We start from the raw sequence: 22,937 nt of genomic DNA on the forward strand, positions 1-22,937 counted from the left end.
GCGAAGACGCAATGCGTTAAATCCCCGCAGGTCTATGTCGTTCGCGCGGTAGCCACGGGACGGGCCGAGGCAACGTTGCACAATGGTATAGGCGGTTTTGCCGAATTTCGGCTAAAACTTTTCGGAAAATCTTAGGCGTTGGTTAATCCAAGAGGCGGGAACCCTCCCGAACCTTCAGGCTTTTGACTTGCTCCGATAGAAAGTTTGGCCTTTAAGGCGGGCAACAGTGCCAGCAGACAAGGACCACCCATGATACGATCGATGACCGGTTTCGCTTCGGGAAGTGGTGCTTTGACACCGCATAGTTGGGCGTGGGAAATACGGGCTGTCAACGGCAAGGGGCTGGATCTGCGCCTGCGTGTGCCCGACTGGATCGACGGGCTCGAGATTGCGTTGCGCAAGCAGCTGAGCGATGCACTGGTGCGCGGCAACGTGACCTGCAATCTCAGGATGACCCGCGACGAAGGTACCGGAACCCTAAGCGTTAACGCCGTCCAGCTTGATGCCGTTCTTGACGCCCTGCACGAGATCGAAGCCCGGGCAATGGATGCCGGTGTATCGCTCGCGCCGTCAAAAGCCACCGATATCGTCACCATGCGCGGCGTGTTGGAACAAGCGCCGCAGGTGGATGATGTGCCTGCGCTAAGTGCCGCGTTGCAGGAGGATTTTGCAAGAATATTGGCGGATTTCAATTCTATGCGGGTCAACGAGGGCGCGGCGTTGGATCAGGTCTTGCGGTCGCAACTGACAGAAATCGAGGAATTGACCGGTCGCGCCAAGCTGGTGGCCGCGCAACGCAAAGACGAGATGGCGCGCATCCTAAAGCGCAATCTTGCACGGGTTCTTGATAACAGTGACGGCGTAGATGAAAACCGTCTGGCACAAGAACTGGCGATCATCGCCGTGAAATCGGACGTGACCGAGGAAATAGACCGGTTGCACGCCCATATCAATGCCGCGCGTGAACTGCTGCATCACGGCGGGCCCGTGGGGCGAAAGCTCGATTTCCTGATGCAAGAATTCAACCGCGAAGCCAATACCTTGTGCAGCAAGGCACAAGACACGGATCTGACCCAGATCGGGCTGGCATTGAAAGCAATAATCGACCAGATGCGCGAACAAGTGCAGAACGTGGAGTAAGACATGAGCGAGCGTCGCGGCCTATTGATCATTCTGAGCTCACCGTCCGGTGCGGGCAAGTCAACCTTGGCACGCAAACTGCGCGACTGGGATGCATCATTGCAATTTTCGGTATCGGCGACGACCCGTAAACCCAGGGTCGGGGAAACGGATGCAAAAGATTACTATTTCGTCTCCGAAGATGAATTCCGCAAATACGTCAACGAAGGCGAAATGCTGGAACATGCGCGGGTTTTCAACAACTATTACGGATCACCAAAGGGGCCGGTGCAAAAGGCGATAGATAACGGACGCGATGTTTTGTTTGATGTCGACTGGCAGGGTGCCCAGCAAATCAGCAACTCATCTCTCAAGCAGCATGTGCTGTCGATCTTCATCTTGCCGCCGTCAATCCGCGAACTGCGCCGTCGTCTCGAAACCCGCGGCCAGGATGATCACGATACAATTGCCTTGCGGATGGAGAAAAGCTGGGACGAGATCAGCCACTGGGACGGTTATGATTATGTGCTTGTTAATGACGATCTTGTCGACACCGAAGCGCGTTTGAAGGCGATCATCACCGCGGAACGATTGCGGCTTTCCCAGCAGCCGAAACTGGTGGATCATGTGCGCGCATTGCAATCTGAATTCGAGGATACCAAATGACCCTATACGCTTTGGCCGACATTCGTCCCGACGTGGATCCTGACGCATGGGTTGCGCCTGATGCCAATGTGATCGGTAACGTCGTGCTCGAGGCGGGTACATCCGTGTGGTTCGGCGCAACACTTCGCGGCGACAACGAAAGAATTCACGTCGGAAAAGGCAGCAACGTTCAAGAAAATTCGGTTTTCCACACCGATCCCGGATGCCCGCTGACGATTGGTGAAAACTGCACCATCGGGCACAAGGTCATGCTGCATGGCTGCACGATCGGGGACAATTCGCTTGTCGGAATGGGTGCCACAGTGCTGAACGGTGCCAAGATCGGCAAGAATTGTCTGATTGGGGCCGGGGCCCTGATCACCGAAAACAAGGTGATTCCGGATGGATCGTTGGTGATGGGTGCGCCGGGCAAGGTCGTGCGGGAACTGGATGCAGCAGCGATAGCCGGGCTGACGGCCAGTGCGCGACACTATCAGGAAAACGCCCGGCGGTTTCGCCAAGACCTCGCGCCAGTCTGACTGGTGGTGTTACGTCCTCATCTGCCTGATCTTCTTGCAGCACTGCCGCTGCCGACCTTGGCGGTAAACCGGGCCGAACGCATTGTAGCGATGAATACCGAAGCCCAAGCCCTGCTGGGCAGCACTGCGATAGACCGTCATTACATCAACGTGCTGCGTCAGCCGGCGGTGGTGGATGCGGTGGAACAGTGTCAACAAGACAGCACCCCCCGCGAGGCGCAGTACCTGGCCAACGACGGCGGCAACGATACGACCTATCGTGTACATGTGCGCAAGGTCTCGGGAATGGACTATGTTCTGCTCAGCTTCCAGGACATTACCCAGTTGGCCAATGCAAGTCAGATGCGCCGCGATTTTGTGGCCAATGTCAGCCACGAACTGCGAACACCGCTGACGGCCTTGATGGGTTTCATCGAAACCCTGCGCGGCCCCGCGCGCGATGATGCCGCCGCGCGCGACAGGTTTCTTGGTATCATGACCGGTGAGGCCGAGCGGATGAACCGGTTGGTCGGCGATCTCTTGTCACTGTCACGGGTTGAATCCGATGAACGGGTGCGCCCTACCGACAAGGTTGATTTGCGCTATGTCCTGCAATCGACGCTGCGCAACCTGAATCCGCTGGCAGACGAGGCGAATGTCACGCTGGTCCTGCTGATGGGTGACGACCCGATGCCGTTGCTGGGCGACACCGATCAGCTTTTGCAGGTATTCACCAATCTGATCGAAAACGCGATAAAGTATGGCGGCAAAGGCAAAAAAGTGGAAATCCAAGTCGAGCAAACCCTGCGCGACCCGTCTTTGCGCGGCCCTGCGGTACAGGTTACCGTGCGCGATCACGGGCCGGGCATCGACCCCATCCACCTGCCGCGCCTGACCGAACGATTCTACCGCGCCGATAGCCATCGCAGCCGGGCGTTGGGGGGCACCGGATTGGGGTTGGCCATCGTAAAACATATATTGAACCGGCATCGCGGACGGCTGAAAATCAGCAGCAGTCTGGGGCAGGGCGCGAAGTTCATTGTAATTTTACCGATGGATATGACGTAAGTTGCTATATTTATGACAGATGAACGTTGAAATTTCCCCGTCTGTCATGAAACTGTAACACGAGTGTCACAAAAGCTAAGTGTCATCTAAATATTGGTGCGGCCAGATCACCATGGGGGTGGTCAGAAATTCTAAGCTGACAGGAGACATCATGTCGCTCGTTAAATTCACCACTTCCGCGTTCGCTATCGCGGCTTTATCCGCAACCGCGGCTGCCGCGCGGGATCAGGTCCAGATCGCTGGTTCGTCCACAGTGCTGCCCTATGCGTCCATCGTTGCCGAGGCCTTTGGCGAAAATTTTGACTTCCCCACGCCGGTTGTAGAATCGGGCGGCTCTTCCGCGGGTCTCAAGCGGTTTTGCGAAGGTGTAGGCGAGAATACGATCGACATTGCAAATGCTTCTCGCAAGATCAAAAGCTCCGAAGTCGAGGTGTGCGCAGCCAATGGTGTGACCGACATCATCGAAGTCCAGATCGGCTATGACGGTATCGTTTTCGCCTCGGATATCAACGGTAACACCTTCGAATTCACCCCGGAAGACTGGTACAAAGCCCTGTCCTCGGAAGTGGTGGTTGATGGCAAGATCGTCGCGAACCCCAACAAAAACTGGTCTGACGTCAACGCGAACTTCCCCGACCAGCCGATCCAGGCTTATATTCCCGGTACCAAGCACGGCACACGTGAAGTGTTTGAAGACAAGGTGATTTTGGCTGGCTGTGAAGCCACCGGTGACTTTGAGGTTTTCAAGGCCGCCAACGGTGACGATAAAAAAGCTGCGGAAAAAGCCTGTATCGCGCTGCGCACAGACGGTGTGTCCGTGGACATCGACGGTGACTATACCGAAACGCTGGCCCGCATCGAAAGCAACAAGGACGGCATCGGCGTGTTCGGTCTGGCGTTCTATGAGAACAACACAGACAAGCTGCAAGTGGCGACAATGGGTGGCGTAGAACCCTCTGTCGAAACCATTTCAGCAGGTGATTACCCTGTGTCCCGCCCGTTGTTCTTCTATGTCAAGAAAGCGCATATCGGCGTTATTCCGGGCTTGAAAGAATACGCTGAATTTTTCGTCGCCGACGAAATCGCGGGGCCTGATGGTCCGTTGGCAGAATACGGGTTGGTATCCGATCCCGAACTGGCAAAGACCCAAGCTATTGTCGCTGACGAAGTCGTCATGGGTAGCGATTCCTAAACCTTTCATTCTACCCGGAGAGACTTTAACCTCTCCGGGTCGTTTTTTGTCTGATATCAAGCAATGACGGGTCCGCGTTTGGATCACGACCTGGGGGCTTTGCATGAGCTACTTTCTGAATGTGGCACCGACCACGGTTTTGGTGCTCGTGCTGTTGGCGCTGACGCTGGTGGCCTTCGGAATGGTGCGCAGCCGTGCAATGGCTTCGGTGGGCGGAGATTCCCGCAAGCTGCATTCCCTCCCGAATTATTATGGCTACAACGCGGCCTTGTTTACGGCGATTCCGTCATTGTTCGTGCTGGTGGCCTGGCTGCTGATCCAACCTGTTGTGATCCAGAACGCTGTGATCGAAATGATCCCACAAAGCGCGATCGCCGAAGGGTCTTCGGTCAGCTTGGTCATGAGCGACGTGACCCGCGTTGCCAACGGGCTGGACGCGGCGGTTCAAGCCGGGGCCATCGATGCCGACCGGGCGCGCAACCTGTCGTCAAACGACACTGACGTGCGCGCATTGCTGGCAGAAAGCGGCGTGGCGCTTGGGTCAGACGTCAGCCCCGAGGTTCTGGCGGCAGCACAGCGATACCGCAGCATGCAGGGTACGGGCCGGCTGCTGATGATTGCCATTGTCAGCACCATCGCAATGGCCGGGTTACTGTTTGCTTTTCGCGTAACAACAGAAAAATTCCGCGCGCGGAACATGGTCGAACGGTTCTTGCTGTCCATGCTGATTGCCGCGGCTTCGCTGGCGATCCTGACGACTGTGGGGATCGTCCTGTCGATGCTGTTTGAAACGATCAACTTCTTCAAGCTCCACCCATGGCAGGACTTTTTCCTGGGCACCACCTGGGCTCCGAATTTCCGGGGTGACAGTGAGCTGTCGATCCTGCCATTGCTGTGGGGCACCCTGTATATTTCGTTGATCGCACTGCTGGTTGCGGTTCCCATCGGGTTATTTGCCGCAATTTACCTATCCGAATACGCCAATGGCAAGGTCCGCGCCTTTGCCAAACCGTTGCTCGAAATACTCGCCGGTATCCCGACCATCGTCTATGGTCTGTTCGCCCTTCTGACGGTGGGCCCGTTTTTGGTCAATCTGTTTGGACGCGGGGAAAACGGCATATTGGGCGTGGACTGGATGAGCGGCGCAACATCCGTACTGACCGCCGGGTTGGTCATGGGGATCATGTTGATTCCGTTTGTCTCCTCGCTGAGCGATGACATTATCAATGCGGTGCCTCAGTCCTTGCGTGACGGGTCTTTCGGGCTTGGGGCCACCCATAGCGAAACCATCCGTCAGGTTGTCTTGCCGGCTGCGTTGCCGGGTATTGTCGGTGCTGTCTTGCTGGCCGCCAGCCGTGCGATCGGCGAAACCATGATCGTCGTGCTGGGGGCAGGGGCCATCGCCAGAATATCCGCCAATCCGCTTGAGGCGATGACAACCATCACCACGCGCATCGTGAGCCAGCTTACCGGCGACACCGACTTTGCCAGCCCCGAAACGCTGGTGGCTTTCGCGCTTGGGCTGACGTTGTTCGTTCTGACCTTGGGGCTGAACGTACTGGCGCTGTATATCGTGCGCAAATACCGGGAGCAGTATGAATGACTGATTTGCCAGACCATACCCAGCCACAGCGGTCGTTGCTTCAGCAAGACGCACGCACCGTCAAGCGCAACCGGGCCGAAAAGCGTTTCAAGATGTATGGCATCGTCGCCATTGCCATCGGGTTGCTCATGTTGGCGATTTTGCTCGTGACGATTGTCGGTCGTGGTACCGGTGCGTTTCAGCAGACCTTTCTCACGCTGGATGTGCAGTTGCTAGAAGCAAAGCTGGACAAGAAAGGCGACCGCAATATCGAGGACATCAAGAAGGTTTCGACCTTCGGTTATGCGCCGTTGATGTCGGCGGCACTTGAAGCCAAAGTTGCGACGCTAGGGATCCAGACCGAGCTGAAGCCAAAGGCAATGGCCGACATCCTGTCAAAGGATGCAGCTGCACAGCTGCGCGATTTTGTGCTGGCCAACCCTGACCTGATCGGCACCTCTGTGGAGTTCAAGTTTTTGACCAACAGCCGGGTCGACGGGTACATGAAGGGGCGCGTCAGCCGCGAAAGCATTGCCAACGACAAGAATATCAATGCCGCACAGCTTGATCTGGTAGACGCGCTGCACGCTGCGGGTGCGTTGCAAACGCAGTTCAACCTTTCGTTCATCACCGGGGCAGACGCATCTGACGCCCGCCCCGAAGCCGCTGGCATGGGGGTCGCGATGATCGGGTCCTTGTTCATGATGTTGGTGGTGTTGATACTTGCGCTTCCGATCGGGGTTGCTGCTTCGATCTATCTTGAGGAATTCGCACCCAAAAATCTGCTTACCGATATCATCGAAGTCAACATAGCCAACCTCGCGGCGGTCCCGTCGATTGTTTTCGGCATCCTGGGGCTCGCGGTGTTCATCAATTACATGCATTTGCCAAACTCGGCTCCTCTGGTGGGCGGGCTGGTGCTGACGCTCATGACCTTGCCGACAATCATCATTTCGACCCGCGCATCGCTGAAATCGGTGCCGCCGTCGATCCGCGATGCTGCACTGGGGGTAGGCGCGTCCAAGATGCAATCGGTGTTTCACCATGTGTTGCCTCTGGCCGCACCGGGCATTCTGACCGGTACCATCATCGGTCTGGCGCAGGCCTTGGGGGAAACGGCACCGTTGCTTCTGATCGGCATGGTCGGCTTTATCGCGTCGAACCCGCCTGATAGCATCGCTTCAGGCTTGCTTGCGCCCAATTCTGCAATGCCTGCACAGATCTATGAATGGGCTAAACGTGCCGACCCAGCATTTTACGAAAGAGCCTGGGGTGGTATCATCATTTTGCTGGTCTTCTTGGTAACGATGAATGCGATCGCCGTCCTGTTACGCCGTCGTTTTGAACGACGCTGGTAAGAGCGGAAGGCAAGGCAATGAAAGATAACGTAATTTCGGAGACCGACGTAATGTCAAACAAGATCAAAATCGCGGCTCGCAACGTGCAGGTGTACTATGGCGATAACCATGCGATCAAGGACGTGTCGGTTGATATCCTGGACAAGACCGTAACTGCCTTTATCGGCCCGTCAGGGTGCGGAAAATCGACTTTCCTGCGCTGTATCAATCGGATGAACGACACGATTGCGATCAGTTCTGTACAAGGCGACATTCTGATTGACGGCGAAGACATCTACGACAGTAACGTCGATCCGGTACAGCTTCGCGCCAAGGTTGGCATGGTATTTCAAAAGCCGAACCCGTTTCCGAAATCGATCTACGATAACGTGGCCTATGGGCCCCGGATCCACGGGCTGGCCCGAAACAAGGCCGACCTGGACGAGATCGTCGAGCGCGCCCTTAAACGAGCCGCGATCTGGAACGAAGTCAAGGACCGGCTTCTTGCGCCCGGTACCGGCCTGTCGGGGGGGCAGCAGCAGCGTCTTTGCATTGCCCGTGCCATCGCGACCGAACCCGAAGTTCTGTTGATGGACGAGCCGTGTTCGGCGCTTGACCCGATCGCGACGGCGCAGGTCGAGGAGCTGATCGATGAGCTACGACAGGATTATTCGGTGGTCATCGTGACCCATTCGATGCAGCAGGCTGCACGGGTCAGTCAGAAAACCGCGTTTTTCCACCTTGGGCACCTCGTGGAATACGGAGAAACCGATAAAATCTTCACGTCTCCGGAGGACCCTAGAACCGAAAGCTATATCACTGGCCGGATTGGATAAATATCATGCAAGAACAACATATTGCTTCTGCTTTTGACCGAGACCTGGAAAGCGTTCAGGCCCAAATCATGAAAATGGGCGGCATGGTCGAAGACGCCATCCGTCTTGCGGCGCAGTCGCTTGAGACCCGCGATGAAGAATTGGCCAATCAGGTGCGGGCAGGGGACAAGCCCATCGATGCCCTGGAAGAGCTTATCAACGAACGAGCCGCCCGTATTATCGCCTTGCGGGCACCTACAGCCGTAGATTTACGGTTGATCTTGAGCGTGATCAAGATCAGCGCCAGCCTGGAACGTATTGGCGATTATGCAAAAAACATGGCCAAGCGCAATTCGGTTCTGGCGCAGTTGCCGCCGGTGGCGGACAGCGCAGGAGCCATCCGGCGCATGTGCAAAACCGTCGAGATCATGCTGAAGGATGCGCTTGACTCCTATGTGCAGCGTGATGCGACCCTGGCCATGGATGTCATCGCGCGCGATGAAGATGTCGACCAGATGTATAATGCGCTGTTTCGCGAATTCCTGACGTTCATGATGGAAGATCCCCGCAACATCACATCGTGCATGCATCTGCATTTCATCGCCAAAAACGTTGAGCGTATGGGCGATCTGGTTACGTCCATCGCCGAACAGGTAGTCTATCTTGTTACCGGAACCCAGCCCGATGAGGATCGGCCCAAAGCCGATGATACGTCGACCAACCTGAAGGTCTAAGGCCCATGTCAGCGTCACAACCCCAAATCCTCCTGGTGGAAGATGAACCTGCGCAGCGCGAAGTTCTGGCGTATAACCTTGAATCCGAAGGGTTCGATGTGCGCCGCGCCGAGAATGGCGAAGAAGCAATGCTGCTGGTCGCCGAGGCACTGCCAGACCTTGTTATTCTTGACTGGATGATGCCGCTGTTAAGCGGGATAGAAGTGTGCCGGCAGCTTAAAACCCGCGATGACACGCGGCACATACCGGTGATCATGCTATCGGCGCGGTCCGAAGAGGTCGACACCGTACGCGGCCTTGAAACCGGTGCTGATGACTATGTGGTGAAGCCATATTCGATGCGCGAACTTATGGCGCGCGTCCGAACCCAGTTGCGTCGCGTCCGTCCGGCATCGGCCGGTGCCGCGCTCAGCTTTGGTGACATCACGCTGGATACTGAACGCCACAGGGTCAACCGTGCTGAAAATGAACTCAAGCTTGGCCCAACCGAATATCGATTGCTGGTGACCTTGCTGGAACGTCCTGGCCGCGTGTTCAGCCGTGATCAGCTGTTGGACCACGTCTGGGGGCGCGACATCTATGTGGATACACGCACCGTCGATGTTCACATCGCAAGGCTGCGAAAGGCGTTGACGATCTATGGCGGGGACGACCCGATAAGAACCGTGCGCGGTGCAGGTTATGCATTAGGATAGCCGTATTATTGGCTGAAATATAACAGTATTTCAGGGGAAACTTCTTTCCGGACACTTTGTATACTTAATCCTATAATCAGTATTATGTAATTAAAGTGGCTTAAAGTTAGCTGGCCCTATCTCATCTTATGGATGATGAACGTTCGGTATCATACTGAATATACAAAATTTAACCATGCACGACGTGCACCGCGTCGGGTTTCGCCATGTTTTTCTTTACGCGCCTTCCGTCGATGCCATAATCAAGGCAAGCGTTACGCCGGTTTCCCCGACTGGTTCACCCGGAATTTAATTAAAGGACATCTCTATGGCCGGACTTAGAGTTTCATCAGCGGACATGGTGCGCGCTGCCCGGGCGCGAATTACCGAGATTGACGCCCCTGAGCTGATAAATATGATGAACGACCCCGATGTCGTTATCGTCGATTTGCGCGACATTCGCGAACGTCAGCGCAGCGGCTATATTCCTGGAAGCTTTCACGCACCGCGCGGCATGATCGAATTCTGGGTCGACCCCGACAGCCCGTACTTCAAAGAGATCTTCGGTCAGGACAAGAAATTTGTGTTCCATTGCGCTTCTGGCTGGCGGTCGGCGATCACCACGGGAACCTTGCAGGACATGGGGTTCGATGCGGCGCATCTGCGTGAAGGGTTCTCGACATGGGAAAAGCACGGCGGTCCGGTCGAATTCCCTGAAAAGAAAGACTAAACTTGCTGGAACGCCTGTGTTACGTCTGAGCCACCAAAAAGCAACAACAAGGCCACCGCTATGACATCCATTCTGATCCTGAACGGTCCGAACCTGAACCTGCTGGGCACGCGCCAGCCTGATGTCTACGGCAAGACAACCTTGGCCGATGTCGAGGCGCTGTGCCGCGAAAAAGCAAAGACGCTGGGGTTTGATGTCGCGTTTGAGCAGTCCAACCACGAAGGCGCATTGATCGATCTGATCCACGCGGCCAAAGGCAAACATGCCGGGATCGTGCTGAATGCCGGCGCCTATACACATACGTCGATTGCATTGATGGATGCAATTGCCTCAGTCGAGCTTACGGTCGTCGAAGTACACCTGAGCAACATCCACGCGCGCGAGGAATTTCGGCATCGTTCCTACATCGCGCCTGTGGCTCTGGGTCAAATCTGCGGGTTCGGCGCGCAAGGGTATCTGATGGCGTTGGATGCGCTCAAAGCTCATCTGAAAGCTTAGGATTAGCATGTTATAATTTGATTTTAAACGAAAAAAAGGCGAAGGTACTGATGCGCCCTCGCCCTTTGTCTTATCTGCTGTGTGACAGCTTAGCCTTTTGCGGCTTTTGCAACTTCGGCTGCGAAATCTTCCTTGACGACTTCAATGCCTTCGCCGACTTCCAACCGGACGAAACCGGTGATTGTCGCGCCGGCTTCCTTGGCCGCGGCACCCACGGTCACATCAGGGTTCACCACAAACGCCTGGTTCAGCAACGTCACTTCGGACATGTACTTTTGCATACGGCCGGAAATCATCTTTTCGATAACAGCTTCAGGTTTGCCGGACTCGCGAGCGATGTCCATCTGAACCTGCTTTTCTTTTTCAACAACAGCCGGGTCCAGATCATCCTCGGACAATGACGCAGGGTTAACAGCCGCGATGTGCATCGCAATCTGCTTGCCAAGTGTTTCGTCACCGCCGGTCATTGCGACCAGAACGCCGATTTTGCCCATGTCAGGTGCGGCTGCGTTGTGCACGTAGGAAACCACCAGATCGCCGTCGATGGATTGCATGCGGCGTACCGACATGTTTTCGCCGATGGTGGCGATCGCGTCTGTGATAACGGTGGATACAGGCTTGCCGCCAATTTCAGCCGCGTTCAGCGCGTCGATATCCGAAACGGACACAGCCGCATTCGCAATACCAGCAACCATTTTCTGGAAGTCGGCGTTTTTGCCAACGAAGTCGGTTTCCGAGTTCACTTCGACAGCAACACCGTGGCCGCCTTCGACCTTAACCGCGACCAGACCTTCGGCAGCGGTACGGCCGGATTTCTTGGCAGCTTTTGCCAAACCTTTGGTCCGCAGCCAATCGACGGCTGCTTCCATGTCGCCATCTGTTTCTGTCAGCGCCTTTTTGGCGTCCATCATGCCCGCACCGGTTGTGTCGCGCAGTTCTTTGACCATGGATGCTGTAATTGCCATCGCTTTGGTTCTCCTTGAATGGGAATGAAAGAAGGGGCAGGAAATCCTGCTCCGATGTCTCAATCATGTGAATTTTCAGGGCAGGCAGGAGCTAACCCCTGCCCGCTTATATTCAGTCGATTACGACTTGGCTTCGGCGACGGTTTCTTTTTTGGATTCGATATCCAGAACCGCGTCCTTGCTCATTGCGTCGTTCGATACGGTCTCTTCCGACGCATTGCCGACTTCGACGCCACCGTCGATCAGGGCTTCTTCTTCGGGCGCTTCTTCCATCGCGCCGATATCAACGCCGGCTGCACCCAGCTGCGCAGACATACCGTCAAGCGCGGCGCGTGCTGCCAGGTCGCAATACAGTCCAATGGCGCGTGCCGCGTCATCGTTGCCGGGGATGATATAGTCGATGCCATCGGGGGAGCAGTTGGTGTCGACGACGGCGATAACCGGGATGCCCAGCTTGTTCGCTTCGGCCACGGCCAGCGCTTCTTTTTTCACGTCGATGACGAAGATCAGGTCAGGGCGACCGCCCATTTCACGGATACCACCCAGCGATGCTTCCAGCTTCGCTTGGTCACGTTCCATGCCAAGACGCTCTTTCTTGGTCAGGCCGGCAAAGCCACGCTCGGACTGTTCGTCGATGGATTTCAGACGCTGGATCGACTTGGAAACAGTCTGCCAGTTGGTCAATGTGCCACCCAACCAGCGGTGGTTCATGTAATACTGTGCGCATTTTTCGGCGGCATCGGCGATCGGCTGGGCAGCCTGACGCTTGGTACCAACGAAAAGAATGCTGCCGCCCTTGGCGACGGTGTCACGGATGACTTGCAGTGCCTGGTCCAGCATTGGAACAGTCTGTGTCAGGTCCATGATGTGGATGCCGTTACGCGCGCCGTAGATGAACGGACCCATGCGTGGGTTCCAGCGCTGCGTCTGGTGGCCAAAGTGTACGCCTGCTTCAAGCAATTGGCGCATGGAGAACTCAGGAAGAGCCATGTCTCTATACCTTTCCGGTTTTGCCTCGTCGGGGGTCTCGATCCGCGTATGCGGACCAACCGGCGGACATTCAGGGATTTTTCCCCCAAAGGCCCAACCCCGACTGCGGGTTTAAGTCCCGCGCATATAGGATACAGGCCGGTGGTGCGCAAGGCGTAAGTTGATGTCAGGCAATGAACTGCGCAAATTCAGGGCGCGAGCGACGTGTCCGGCATGCCCAGGCTACGAAACCGGGGTGTCGGTGGACTGATGGCTCGATCTCACCTGTCTTTCACATGCCAGCGCGAGCTCTTTGCGGTTCGGGAAATCGCTGACCTTCAGCGGAGGGTGATAATGCGCGATAACGCTGCCTTGGCGATAGACCGAGAGCGTCTTCAACAGGTGCACACCAAAGGTCATATCACCCCACCATCCATAAAACCGAGGGTCGGCCCCTAGGGGGGCGGTATAGGATATGGTCACAGGTTGTATCCAGATGGCATCGCGCAGTGCGTCGGCAAAAAATGACTGGAACAATGTCGTCTTGAAAGGCAGCACCTGTCGTCCGTCGGTGCTGGTGCCTTCGGGGAAAAACAGCAGCCGCTGTCCTTTCAAAAGTCTTTTCTGGAAAACCACCGTTTGCTCTCGGGCCCGGATGGGGTTGCGTTCGATGAACAAGGTTCCGGTGGCACGGGCCAGCCAGCCGATACCCGGCCAGCTTTCGACTTCGGATTTAGACACGAAATAAATCCGCTGCGCCGCGTTAAGCGTGAAAATGTCCAGCCAACTGGTATGGTTGGCCACCACCGCGCCTCTGAAGCGCATGGGCTCACCTTTTATGATATGTTTCAACCCCATGATCACAAAAGCCCCCCGGCAAACGCCTTGCGTGATATAGGGTGTGACAGGGCGGCTTTGACCATAAATCGGGCGTTCGATCAGGCGGATCAAAAGCAACAAGATCAACCCGCCGAAAACCAACAGGGCCAACATCAGGGCCCTCACCACCGCCAGCCCCCAGCCCAACGGTCTGATCTGCAACTGAACCGGTGGTTCGGTACTGTCCCATGCAGTGCTCATCTGGTATCCCCGCCAAACATCTTCCATTTTCGTTCGCTCAAGCAGGAAATGTCCAGCATCACACAGACATCGGTGGTGTTGAAATCATGGTCAATGAACGCACCATCCCCGACGAATCCGCCAAGCCTAAGGTATGCCTTTATCAAACTGGGAATCTGTATCATCGCGCTGCGCCGATCCAGTGAGGTTTCTTCGATCAGGTTCATATTTTGATACGCTTCCGGCAACGCAGTGACCCGAAACTCCGGCGGGGCAAGGTGATGGTGATGCAGCATCGACAGTGGCTGCGCCAACGTGTTGATAACGGTACCGTGAAAGCTTGCCACCCCAAACAGGATTTCGATTTTGTGAAGAGCGACATATGCGGCAAGCCCGGACCACAGTTGATGCATCGCCGTACCGCCGCGATAGGCGGGGTGCAGACAGGATCGCCCCAGTTCGAGGATCGGGCACCCGGAAGACTTCAGTTTGCTGAGATCGTATTCATTTTCAGAATAGAAGCCCCCTGCCCGGTCGGCCATATCGCGGCGCAATAATCGGTATACACCAACTGTTTGACCGGTCTTTGTGTCAATCAGCAACAAATGATCGACGAAATCGTCAAATTTGTCGATCTCGAGCTTGTGTGCGTGGTCCACCAACGGTCCGCTGCCACCCAATTCGGTGATGAAAACGTCATAGCGCAGCCGTTGCGCCGCACGCAAATCTTCCGAAGTGCGTGCAAGCCGGACTTGGTACGCTGCCGATTTCACAAGTGTCATGGGCGGTTGGTATTTCCTTCACGTGTCCGGGTCGTTAAATATGCACTTGTGTGTTCCAGCGCAATCCTTGCTTAACGGCGGATACAGGGCAGATAACACCGGACAAATTCCTATCTTAATCATTTGCTAACGATGACCGGTCATCAAAGACAGGCGTTAAGCCGACGCGGTAGCTGTCGATCACCATCTTACCCTGATTGCGAAAGTTCACCGTCAGTTTTCCGCCTATGTTACTTTGGACCTGTCCCACACCCCAATCGGGATGTTGAGGGTGACGCACAAGCATACCGGGTGTAAGAATGGCATTGAGATCATCCATGGACGTATCCTTTACAGCGAAAGATTGATTGATGGCCGATTCAGAAAACGACCTCGCCGCGCTTATCGGAAGCCGTGTTTGCCATGACCTGATATCGCCGATTGGTGCGATCAACAATGGCCTGGAACTGGTCGCGATGAGCGGCAATGTAATGAGCCAGGAAATGGAGCTCATTGCTCAGAGTGTGAATAACGCCAGCGCTCGCATACGATTGTTTCGCATCGCGTTCGGCGTTGCCGGGGAGCAGTTGATTGGCCGCGCTGAAATTGTGTCGATCTTGACCGATCTGTATGCGCAAGGACGCATGCAGGTCACATGGGATGTAGCAGAACCCCAGCCCCGCCAGGATATAAGGTTGGCTTTTCTGGCAGTGCTTTGCCTTGAGACCGGCATGCCATACGGCGGCAATATCACGGTCAGCAAAGACGGCGCGAACTGGCAATTCGTGGGCACCGCTGAAAAACTGCTGATCGATCCTGATTTGTGGCAGTTGTTAGGGGGCGGCCCCAGAACAGGATCTCTGGAGCCCAGGCACGTTCAATTCGGGCTTCTGCCCGGTTTTGCCCATGACGCCGGTCGCAAAATCAAATCATCAGCGGATGAAACCGACATCAAGCTTACGTTCTAATCGCCGCCTAACCACGAACGGTCCCTTCGCCGCGCACGAGGTATTTAAAGCTGGTCAGCTGTTCGGCACCGACCGGTCCACGTGCATGCATCTTGCCCGTGGCGATACCGATCTCGGCTCCCATGCCGAATTCACCGCCGTCCGCGAACTGGGTTGACGCATTATGCATCAATATCGCCGAATCCAGCTGCGTCATGAATTTCGTCGCCGCTGCGTTATCTTCGGTGATGATGCAATCGGTGTGATTGGACCCGTATTGGCGGATATGCGCGATCGCGCCATCGATATCGGGCACTGTTTTGGCCGCGATTATCATTTCCAGATACTCGTGCCCCCAGTCATCGTCGGTTGCGGGGACCGTCCCTTCGATTTCCGACAAAGTCTGGTCGGCGCGCACTTCGACGCCGGCGTCCATCAGAGCCTTGATCACGCCCTTGCCCATGGTGCGCGCGACATTTTCGTGGATCAGCAGGCACTCGGCGGAACCACAAATACCCGTGCGCCGGGTTTTGGCATTCAACACGACCTTCAACACTTTTTCAGGATCGGCGTTTTCGTCAATGTAAATGTGCACGATCCCTTCGAGGTGGGCAAACACCGGCACGCGCGCCTCGCGTTGCACCAGCCCGACCAACCCTTTGCCGCCGCGCGGCACGATGACGTCAATGGTATCGGTCATCGACAACATCGCGCTGACGGCCGCCCGATCACGAGTCGGCACGAGCTGGATCGCATCGACGGGTAAATCCGCGGAGTCAAGACCGCGCTGCAAGGCCGCATGGATCGCACGCGATGAATGAAAGCTTTCGGAGCCGCCACGCAGGATCACCGCATTTCCGGCCTTGAGACAGAGGGCACCGGCATCGGCGGTGACGTTGGGCCGCGATTCATAGATGACCCCGACCACACCAAGAGGGGTGCGGACACGTTGTATGTTCAGCCCTGAAGGTTGATCCCACTCGGTCAAGACCTGCCCGACCGGGTCATCCTGCGCGGCAATGCTGCGCAGGCTGTCAGTGATAGCCTGGATACGGTCGAGATCGAGCGCAAGCCTGTCCATCATCGCATCGGACAGCCCTTTTTCGCGCGCATAGGTCATATCTTTTTCATTGGCGGAAAGGATATTCTCGCGGTCGTCCCATATGGCTTGGGCCGCGTTCTCAAGCGCTTTTTGTTTCTGCTCAGCGCTGGCAAAACCCAAGGTGGCACTGGCAGATTTCGCCCGGGTGCCGATATCTGCCATCAACGCAGGAATGTTGTCGGTTTGTGTCATATCCAGTGTCATAGCCTAATTACTGCTTTTTATAATTTCGGGTTGGTCACTACCTAACGCCTTCGGCGAGGATTTTAAACCATTTGGAAGTCAGGAAAGCGCTAGATCGTCACGGTGTATGAGTGCGGCGCGGCCAGGTGAGCCTAAAAGGGCTTCGATATCAGAGGTTTGGTGGCCTTTTATAATTTCGGCTTCGGCGGAGGTATATCGGGTAAGCCCGTAGCCGATCGGGTGACCCTGTGGGGTAAGGAGGGCAATGCTGTCCCCCCGGCCAAAGGGACCATGGACGGAGATGACCCCGGCGGGGAGCAAAGACTTGCCTTTGGACATGGCGGCCACAGCCCCGGCATCAAGAGTGACGCTGCCACGGGGTTTTATCGAGGCGATCCATTGCTTGCGGGCGGTCTGGGGATCGGAATGGGCGGTAAACCAGGTGGCATTTGCCCCCATCGACAGCGCGTGCAAGGGCCGATTGGTCGCCCCGTGAGAGATGGCCATGGCGCACCCCGCAGCGGTGGCGGTTTTGGCCGCCATGAGCTTGGTCTTCATACCACCTTTCGACAGGCCGGAGCCTGCGTCACCCGCCTGTGCTTCGATGTCGGGGGTAATGAGGGTGATGGTTTCATAGCGGATCGCCAGGGGATCATCGTTTGGATTGGCAGAATAGAAGCCGTCTACATCGGAAAGCAGGATCAACCGGTCCGCGCCCACGGTCACCGCGATCTGGGCCGCGAGCCGGTCATTGTCACCAAAACGAATTTCATCGGTCGCCACGGTGTCGTTTTCATTGACGATCGGTACGGCGCCTAGTGACAACAGTTGTTCCATCGTCGCGCGGCTGTTGAGATAGCGGCGGCGATCGGCGCTGTCTTCCAGGGTAACCAGCACCTGGGCGGTGGTAATGCCATGCGGTTCAAGTGCTTCTTCGTATGCGCGGGCCAGACGTATCTGGCCGACGGCAGCGGCCGCCTGCGATTGTTCCAGCGCCAGCGGCGTTGCGGGAAGTCCAAGCACTCCGCGGCCCAGAGCAATGGAGCCGGAGGACACCAGCACCACGTCTTTGCCCTGCCCCTTGAGCCATGCCACATCCTGCGCGAGCGAGTGCAGCCAATCGGAACGCAGCAAGCCGGTTGCGCGATCCACCAACAAGGCGGACCCGATTTTTACAACGATGCGTTGGCCGTCGCTCAGGGCTGCCACGGTGCCTCTTCCTCGGTATCACGAAATTTCAGGCGGTCATCGTCGATCTGCCCCCGGAGGGCGCGCAGCACCTCTGTCACACCTTCACGGGCGACGCCGGACATCATCATCACGTCGCAACCGCACGCGTTTATCAAGCAATCACGGGCTGTTATGCGTTCTTCTTCATCAAGTGCATCAATTTTGTTGAGAACGGTTATGCGCGGTTTACCGGCAAGTTCCCCGCCATAGGCTTCGAGTTCGGTGATAATGGTCTGGTAGTCTTCGGCAATCGTCGCGGACGTGCCATCGACGAGATGCAACAACACGGCACAGCGTTCGACATGACCCAAAAACAGGTCACCCAAACCGCGCCCTTCGGATGCGCCTTCGATGAGACCGGGAATATCGGCGACGACGAATTCGGTGTTGTCGACCCCCACGACGCCCAGATTGGGGTGCAACGTGGTAAAGGGGTAATCGGCAATTTTCGGACGTGCATTGGAAGTGGCCGCCAGAAAGGTAGATTTCCCGGCGTTTGGCAACCCCAGCAACCCGACATCAGCGATCAGCTTCAGGCGCAACCATAGGGTACGGTCCACGCCTTCCTGTCCGGGGTTGGCGCGGCGAGGAGCTTGGTTGGTGGCGGATTTGAAGTGCAGGTTACCCCAGCCACCATTGCCGCCGCGCGCCAGTTCCACGCGTTGACCTAGTTCGGTCATGTCGGCAATTACGGTTTCCTGGTCCTCGTCAAGGATTTCAGTGCCTACCGGAACGCGCAGTACAATGTCGTCGCCGTCCTTGCCGGTGCGTTGCTTGCCCATGCCCGGCTGGCCGTTCTTGGCAAAAAAATGTTGCTGATAGCGAAAGTCGATGAGGGTGTTGAGCCCATCCACCGCTTCGGCCCACACGGAGCCGCCGCCTCCGCCGTCACCGCCGTCGGGCCCCCCGTATTCGATATATTTCTCGCGCCGGAATGACACACAACCGCCCCCGCCTGCGCCAGAGCGAATGTAAACTTTGCACAGGTCGAGAAACTTCATTGCAGGAGCCTTTCCGGGCACAGGTGGTCAAAGCTTGTGGCTATAGGTCCATGTAGGTACGCAGGTCTCGCGTGCCAGACAATAGGTTTCCGCATTGCCAAGGTAACGAAAACCCGCATTTGTCAACACTTTGGCAGAGGCCGGGTTATCGCGAAACACCGAAGCGAACATGTTTTTGTTGCCCAGTGGGTTCGCCTTTACCAAGGCCTGCACCGCATCGGATGCCAGATGGGTGTTCCAGAACGCCGGGGCAACCCAATATCCTACTTCGGATTGGTCGCGGTCCATTCGCACCAGTGAAATGACGCCCATGACCTCTGCACCATCGGCCTTGAGGCCGTCCATCACCCACACGTCTTCGGTGCGCGGTTCGGTGGTGGCCCGCTTTATGTAGGATTCGATTACCCCAGGCGGTAATGGATGGGGGATCGATATCGTATTGGTCGCTACCCGAGGGTCGCTGGCGTAATGTTCGATCAACCCTAGATCGGAGCGACGCACAGGGCGCAGGTCGAAACGTTCTGTTTCTATCACTGCCTGAGGTGTAAGCGTTTGAGTTTCCACCGTTATGTTCCTCCTCCGAACAATACGAAAAGAACCACGATGGCAGTCAGATGTGCCAGGGTCCAGCGAAGATGTCGCGTGTCAGATGCAACTGTCAGACCGGGAGAAAGCGCGGCAAAGCTTGCGCGGCTATCCAGGGGCGGTTTTCCGGACCGGCCGGATGCTGCGACCATCCGGGAACGCGCCGGTTTGCGGTACTGCCTGACCCTTGCCTGGGCATCAGCGTCTTTGGGCACATGCAAGACAACGCCCTCGTCCGAAAGCTCGGGGTGTTTAAAGATTGTCATTCTGACCCGTCTCCTTTCCGGATAGGTGTGGTCGTGCAAACACGAAAAAGGACCGGCGCTTCCGCCGATCCCTGAATTTTAAAAACCCTGAGGGGTGCGGCTTACTCTGCGGCTTCTGCCACCGGAAGAACCGAAATAAACGTACGGTTTTTCAGGCCCTTATGAAACTGAACCTTACCGTCGACCTTGGCAAAGATCGTGTGATCCTTGCCCATGCCCACGCCTTCGGCTGGCCAGAACTTCGTGCCGCGCTGACGCACCAGGATGTTGCCGGGAATGACTGCTTCACCGCCGTATTTCTTCACGCCAAGACGGCGACCCGCTGAGTCGCGGCCGTTACGGGATGAGCCGCCTGCTTTTTTATGTGCCATTGGTGTCTCTCCTTAGCCTTTTGCCAGTTCTTTGGCCTGTGCGATCCAGTCTTCACGACCGACACGACCTTTGAACGACAGTTTCTCTTCGATAGCTTCGACGTCTGCGTCAGTCCATGCAGCAATCTGAGCGAAGGTTGTGATGCCCTCACCGTTCAGCTTGCCAACAATCACCGGGCCGATACCCGAGATCTTGCTTAGATCATCGGCGCCTTCAGCTGCGGGGGCCGCTTTGGCCTTTTTGGCTTTTGCGGGCTTTTCAGCGGCTGGTGCAGCCTCTGCCTTGACCTTCTTGGCTTTGACCGGCTTGGCCGCTTGGGTTTTGGCCGCAGCGTTCGCAACGATCTCGGCTACCACAGCAGCGCTGACAGACCCTGTTCCGATAGCAGCCTTTGCGCCGGACTTGTCTGCGCCGGACGCAAGGATGTCGCCAATCTTCACCAACGTCAGTTTCTGACGGTGGCCCTTCGTGCGCTTGGAAGAGTGCTTCCGGCGGCGCTTGACGAAGTGGATTACCTTTTCACCTTTGATCTGCTCGACAACTTCGGCTTGAACGCCGGCATCCGCAACCAGTGGTGCGCCCAGCTTGGGGCTGTCGCCGCCCAGCATGAGAACTTCGTTGAATTGAACTGTTTCGCCCGCGTCAGCAGCCAAACGTTCCACCCGAAGCATATCTCCGGATTGAACCTTGTACTGCTTGCCGCCTGTCTTGATGACCGCAAACATGCGTCTTCCTTTACTGTTTCCGCGTCCTGTGGTCCCCCTCTGGGTGTTTGCGGGCAAAGCCCACCTCGGACAGCGCACCCCGTTTCGGGATGATCATAAAATAACAAAGGCACGCAAAACGCGTACCTATGGAGTGAGGTCTGCCATTTGCACCAGCCCTGACCATATGTCAAGAGCGGCAGGCAGGTAAATCATTCTAAAGCTCTTGCGCGATGACGTTCAGCGCCACAGCGCGCCCAAGCGCATACGAGATGTCTTCGTAGGCTGCGCCAAATCCGTCGAACAAGGCACGATTTAATGCCACCCCGGCGTCGCTGAGAGAGAATTCAACGTAGGCATCAAGCATGTCGTCAGGCAGCGGTGAATACGCAAGTAAAAGATAGCCGTAAAGCCAGGACGTCGTATCAGTGGTGATTGCTTCCTGCTGCGCGCTGATATCGGCGATCAATTCATCCTGGGTCATTTCAGCCGCGCCACCGTCCACCAGACCGCGCATGAACTGTAGGTTTGAATTCATTGTGGCAGTGACGTTTCGATCAATCATGTCGCCGCTTTCGATCAGCGCTGATATCTGCGCTAGCCTCGGGTCATCGCTACCTTCAAGCTCGAAATAGCGCTCGCGCGCGGCATCCTCTATCGTTTGATCATTTATGGCGGCGCGGGCAGCATTTTCAAGCGTGACAATCCTCTGACCGGTGTCGGAAGCAAAAAAGGCAATGACCTCTTCACGCAGGTCCCCTTGCAATTCAGCATCAAGCCTGGCGCTCAGCGTATCCGCTATCCGGTCCGGATCATAGATATTCGCGACCTGAAGCTGCCAACCCGCTCCACCCTTGCCCTGTAACATTTCCTGATTTAGCGTCTCCGCGTAAGTTTCGCCTTCCGCTTGCAAGATTTTAACAATCTCGGCGATCTTGAGCACTTCCAGCAATACGGCTCCTCTTGCGTCGGCCCATGCCGGAAGGGCCAACACCCACAAGAGCGGCGCGATCAGAAACGCTTGTTTCATCATAACTCCTGACTGGGCTGCATCCCTGCCAAGCGCTGCGCCACGACTTCATAACGGTTGGCCATAATCTCGAATTGCACCGCGTTCATGAGCGCGTAAACTTCCTGCATCTTCGGGTCTTCCAGCGCCGCAGCATATGTGCGGATCTCCTCATCCGAAAATGCCTGATACGTATAGGCCGAGCTCGCCAGGGCGTTGTTCTTGATAGAGGCCCGCATCTCGGGTTCCTGGGCCCGCAAGACCTCTCGTAGGTCGGGTTCTTCCATTTGCAATTTTATCACCCCGGCGTTGGCCGCCGCCATCAAGAACCGGATCTGCACCTCCTGGATTGCCCGAACCGAGCTGTCTTCGACATCGCTGGCCTCATTCAGCCGCGTCAACAACGCTACCCGGGGCGACTTTATACGCTCAAGCCCGGCCAGAATGGCATTTCCCGCTTCGGCTTTGGTGGCTTCGTCTTCCTCCATATGAGACCCGTTTTCCGCCTTGACCAGCCGCTGGCCCAGATCGGTTGCGTAAAACGCCGATGCGTGATTCAGGGCCTGTTCGCTCAGGGTTTTCGAAAGAATCCCGATCCCCATATCTAGCATGACCCCAGTATCGAACACCTCGCTCACGAGGCGCGACCATTCCGAGCCGAATTCCTGCGCGTTTATACCCAACATCTCGGGGGCTGAATCCGCTGATAGTCGAATACTTTCTAGCGCGACGTCGAAACCGGTTACCTTCAGAAAAGCGTCGACCTGTTTCACGTCAGCCGCCTGGGCAGAGGGCGTTATACTGGCCAGCATTACCGCAAACATGAAACATAAGGTAAGTGAAAATCGGATCATGGCGCGCATCGGGTTCAT

The 22,937-nt window shown here is 56.2% G+C and carries 27 protein-coding genes; 13 read left to right on the plus strand and 14 right to left on the minus strand.

Going from position 1 to position 22,937, the window contains the following annotated elements; genetic code table 11:
- Nucleotides 1–249: 249 nt before the first annotated feature.
- The 12 genes from AC13DE_RS19115 to aroQ all read left to right on the plus strand — a co-directional run bounded on the left by AC13DE_RS19115 (nucleotide 250) and on the right by aroQ (nucleotide 10,912).
- Entirely contained in the window at nucleotides 250–1,140 is an 891-nt protein-coding gene (locus AC13DE_RS19115) for a YicC/YloC family endoribonuclease (protein WP_483048724.1), read from the plus strand.
- Between the two features lie 3 nt (nucleotides 1,141–1,143).
- A complete protein-coding gene (gene gmk, locus AC13DE_RS19120; RefSeq protein WP_446295319.1) occupies nucleotides 1,144–1,785 on the plus strand; it encodes a guanylate kinase in 642 nt (213 codons plus the stop codon).
- Complete coding sequence (locus AC13DE_RS19125; RefSeq protein WP_483048725.1) at nucleotides 1,782–2,303, plus strand: gamma carbonic anhydrase family protein; 522 nt, start codon at nucleotides 1,782–1,784, stop codon at nucleotides 2,301–2,303. Before gmk ends, AC13DE_RS19125 begins: the two co-directional genes overlap by 4 nt.
- A gap of 3 nt (nucleotides 2,304–2,306) precedes the next feature.
- Complete coding sequence (locus AC13DE_RS19130; RefSeq protein ID WP_446313622.1) at nucleotides 2,307–3,350, plus strand: sensor histidine kinase; 1,044 nt, start codon at nucleotides 2,307–2,309, stop codon at nucleotides 3,348–3,350.
- A gap of 151 nt (nucleotides 3,351–3,501) precedes the next feature.
- Nucleotides 3,502–4,542 (plus strand): substrate-binding domain-containing protein, encoded by a 1,041-nt coding sequence (locus AC13DE_RS19135; RefSeq protein ID WP_446295313.1) that lies wholly within the window; start codon nucleotides 3,502–3,504, stop codon nucleotides 4,540–4,542.
- A 103-nt stretch (nucleotides 4,543–4,645) separates the two neighbouring features.
- The gene (gene pstC / locus AC13DE_RS19140; RefSeq protein WP_483048726.1) at nucleotides 4,646–6,145 is read left to right on the plus strand and encodes a phosphate ABC transporter permease subunit PstC; all 1,500 of its coding nucleotides are present in this window, start codon (nucleotides 4,646–4,648) and stop codon (nucleotides 6,143–6,145) included.
- Nucleotides 6,142–7,482: a phosphate ABC transporter permease PstA gene (gene pstA, locus AC13DE_RS19145; RefSeq protein ID WP_446295310.1), complete on the plus strand. Its 1,341-nt coding sequence runs from the start codon at nucleotides 6,142–6,144 to the stop codon at nucleotides 7,480–7,482. The genes pstC and pstA overlap by 4 nt, the downstream gene beginning before the upstream one ends.
- Before the next feature lie 17 nt (nucleotides 7,483–7,499).
- Entirely contained in the window at nucleotides 7,500–8,297 is a 798-nt protein-coding gene (gene pstB / locus AC13DE_RS19150) for a phosphate ABC transporter ATP-binding protein PstB (RefSeq protein ID WP_446295308.1), read from the plus strand.
- A 5-nt stretch (nucleotides 8,298–8,302) separates the two neighbouring features.
- Nucleotides 8,303–9,010 carry a phosphate signaling complex protein PhoU gene (phoU, locus tag AC13DE_RS19155; protein ID WP_446295306.1) on the plus strand — a complete coding sequence of 236 codons (708 nt, stop codon included), beginning with the start codon at nucleotides 8,303–8,305 and terminating at the stop codon, nucleotides 9,008–9,010.
- 5 nt (nucleotides 9,011–9,015) lie between these two features.
- On the plus strand, nucleotides 9,016–9,705 hold the full coding sequence (phoB, locus tag AC13DE_RS19160; protein ID WP_446295304.1) for a phosphate regulon transcriptional regulator PhoB: 690 nt from the start codon (nucleotides 9,016–9,018) through the stop codon (nucleotides 9,703–9,705).
- Nucleotides 9,706–10,012: 307 nt separating this feature from the next.
- Nucleotides 10,013–10,414: a rhodanese-like domain-containing protein gene (locus AC13DE_RS19165; RefSeq protein WP_446295302.1), complete on the plus strand. Its 402-nt coding sequence runs from the start codon at nucleotides 10,013–10,015 to the stop codon at nucleotides 10,412–10,414.
- Nucleotides 10,415–10,474: 60 nt separating this feature from the next.
- The gene (gene aroQ, locus AC13DE_RS19170) at nucleotides 10,475–10,912 is read left to right on the plus strand and encodes a type II 3-dehydroquinate dehydratase (RefSeq protein ID WP_483048727.1); all 438 of its coding nucleotides are present in this window, start codon (nucleotides 10,475–10,477) and stop codon (nucleotides 10,910–10,912) included.
- 89 nt (nucleotides 10,913–11,001) lie between these two features.
- On the opposite strand, the gene tsf is transcribed toward aroQ, so the two are convergent.
- From tsf to AC13DE_RS19195, 5 genes are all read right to left on the minus strand, one after another.
- Entirely contained in the window at nucleotides 11,002–11,877 is an 876-nt protein-coding gene (tsf, locus tag AC13DE_RS19175; protein WP_446305998.1) for a translation elongation factor Ts, read from the minus strand.
- Between the two features lie 120 nt (nucleotides 11,878–11,997).
- Complete coding sequence (gene rpsB, locus AC13DE_RS19180; protein WP_446297635.1) at nucleotides 11,998–12,867, minus strand: 30S ribosomal protein S2; 870 nt, start codon at nucleotides 12,865–12,867, stop codon at nucleotides 11,998–12,000.
- 222 nt (nucleotides 12,868–13,089) lie between these two features.
- Nucleotides 13,090–13,926 carry a lyso-ornithine lipid O-acyltransferase gene (gene olsA / locus AC13DE_RS19185; RefSeq protein ID WP_446313618.1) on the minus strand — a complete coding sequence of 279 codons (837 nt, stop codon included), beginning with the start codon at nucleotides 13,924–13,926 and terminating at the stop codon, nucleotides 13,090–13,092.
- Nucleotides 13,923–14,687 carry an L-ornithine N(alpha)-acyltransferase gene (gene olsB, locus AC13DE_RS19190; RefSeq protein WP_483048728.1) on the minus strand — a complete coding sequence of 255 codons (765 nt, stop codon included), beginning with the start codon at nucleotides 14,685–14,687 and terminating at the stop codon, nucleotides 13,923–13,925. Before olsB ends, olsA begins: the two co-directional genes overlap by 4 nt.
- A 115-nt stretch (nucleotides 14,688–14,802) precedes the next feature.
- Nucleotides 14,803–15,006 (minus strand): DUF3553 domain-containing protein, encoded by a 204-nt coding sequence (locus tag AC13DE_RS19195; RefSeq protein ID WP_446297632.1) that lies wholly within the window; start codon nucleotides 15,004–15,006, stop codon nucleotides 14,803–14,805.
- 31 nt (nucleotides 15,007–15,037) lie between these two features.
- Between AC13DE_RS19195 and AC13DE_RS19200 the strand changes: the two genes are divergently transcribed.
- Nucleotides 15,038–15,634: a histidine phosphotransferase family protein gene (locus tag AC13DE_RS19200; protein ID WP_483048729.1), complete on the plus strand. Its 597-nt coding sequence runs from the start codon at nucleotides 15,038–15,040 to the stop codon at nucleotides 15,632–15,634.
- Between the two features lie 7 nt (nucleotides 15,635–15,641).
- On the opposite strand, the gene AC13DE_RS19205 is transcribed toward AC13DE_RS19200, so the two are convergent.
- The 9 genes from AC13DE_RS19205 to AC13DE_RS19245 form a co-directional block, all read right to left on the minus strand.
- Nucleotides 15,642–16,919: a glutamate-5-semialdehyde dehydrogenase gene (locus AC13DE_RS19205; RefSeq protein WP_483048730.1), complete on the minus strand. Its 1,278-nt coding sequence runs from the start codon at nucleotides 16,917–16,919 to the stop codon at nucleotides 15,642–15,644.
- Between the two features lie 78 nt (nucleotides 16,920–16,997).
- Nucleotides 16,998–18,107 carry a glutamate 5-kinase gene (proB, locus tag AC13DE_RS19210; protein WP_446297629.1) on the minus strand — a complete coding sequence of 370 codons (1,110 nt, stop codon included), beginning with the start codon at nucleotides 18,105–18,107 and terminating at the stop codon, nucleotides 16,998–17,000.
- Complete coding sequence (gene obgE, locus AC13DE_RS19215; RefSeq protein ID WP_483048731.1) at nucleotides 18,095–19,129, minus strand: GTPase ObgE; 1,035 nt, start codon at nucleotides 19,127–19,129, stop codon at nucleotides 18,095–18,097. The genes proB and obgE overlap by 13 nt, the downstream gene beginning before the upstream one ends.
- 27 nt (nucleotides 19,130–19,156) lie before the next feature.
- Entirely contained in the window at nucleotides 19,157–19,693 is a 537-nt protein-coding gene (locus AC13DE_RS19220; protein ID WP_446297627.1) for a GNAT family N-acetyltransferase, read from the minus strand.
- Between the two features lie 2 nt (nucleotides 19,694–19,695).
- Nucleotides 19,696–19,980, minus strand: a complete 285-nt coding sequence (locus AC13DE_RS19225) for a hypothetical protein (RefSeq protein ID WP_483048732.1) — start codon at nucleotides 19,978–19,980, stop codon at nucleotides 19,696–19,698.
- 101 nt (nucleotides 19,981–20,081) lie between these two features.
- A complete protein-coding gene (gene rpmA / locus AC13DE_RS19230; protein WP_008225807.1) occupies nucleotides 20,082–20,351 on the minus strand; it encodes a 50S ribosomal protein L27 in 270 nt (89 codons plus the stop codon).
- 12 nt (nucleotides 20,352–20,363) lie between these two features.
- Nucleotides 20,364–21,077 carry a 50S ribosomal protein L21 gene (locus AC13DE_RS19235; RefSeq protein WP_446312591.1) on the minus strand — a complete coding sequence of 238 codons (714 nt, stop codon included), beginning with the start codon at nucleotides 21,075–21,077 and terminating at the stop codon, nucleotides 20,364–20,366.
- 196 nt (nucleotides 21,078–21,273) lie between these two features.
- Nucleotides 21,274–22,086 carry a DUF2059 domain-containing protein gene (locus AC13DE_RS19240; RefSeq protein WP_483048733.1) on the minus strand — a complete coding sequence of 271 codons (813 nt, stop codon included), beginning with the start codon at nucleotides 22,084–22,086 and terminating at the stop codon, nucleotides 21,274–21,276.
- The gene (locus tag AC13DE_RS19245; protein ID WP_483048734.1) at nucleotides 22,086–22,928 is read right to left on the minus strand and encodes a DUF2059 domain-containing protein; all 843 of its coding nucleotides are present in this window, start codon (nucleotides 22,926–22,928) and stop codon (nucleotides 22,086–22,088) included. Before AC13DE_RS19245 ends, AC13DE_RS19240 begins: the two co-directional genes overlap by 1 nt.
- Nucleotides 22,929–22,937: the final 9 nt, after the last annotated feature.

Source organism: Sulfitobacter sp. L-8 (assembly GCF_056859255.1).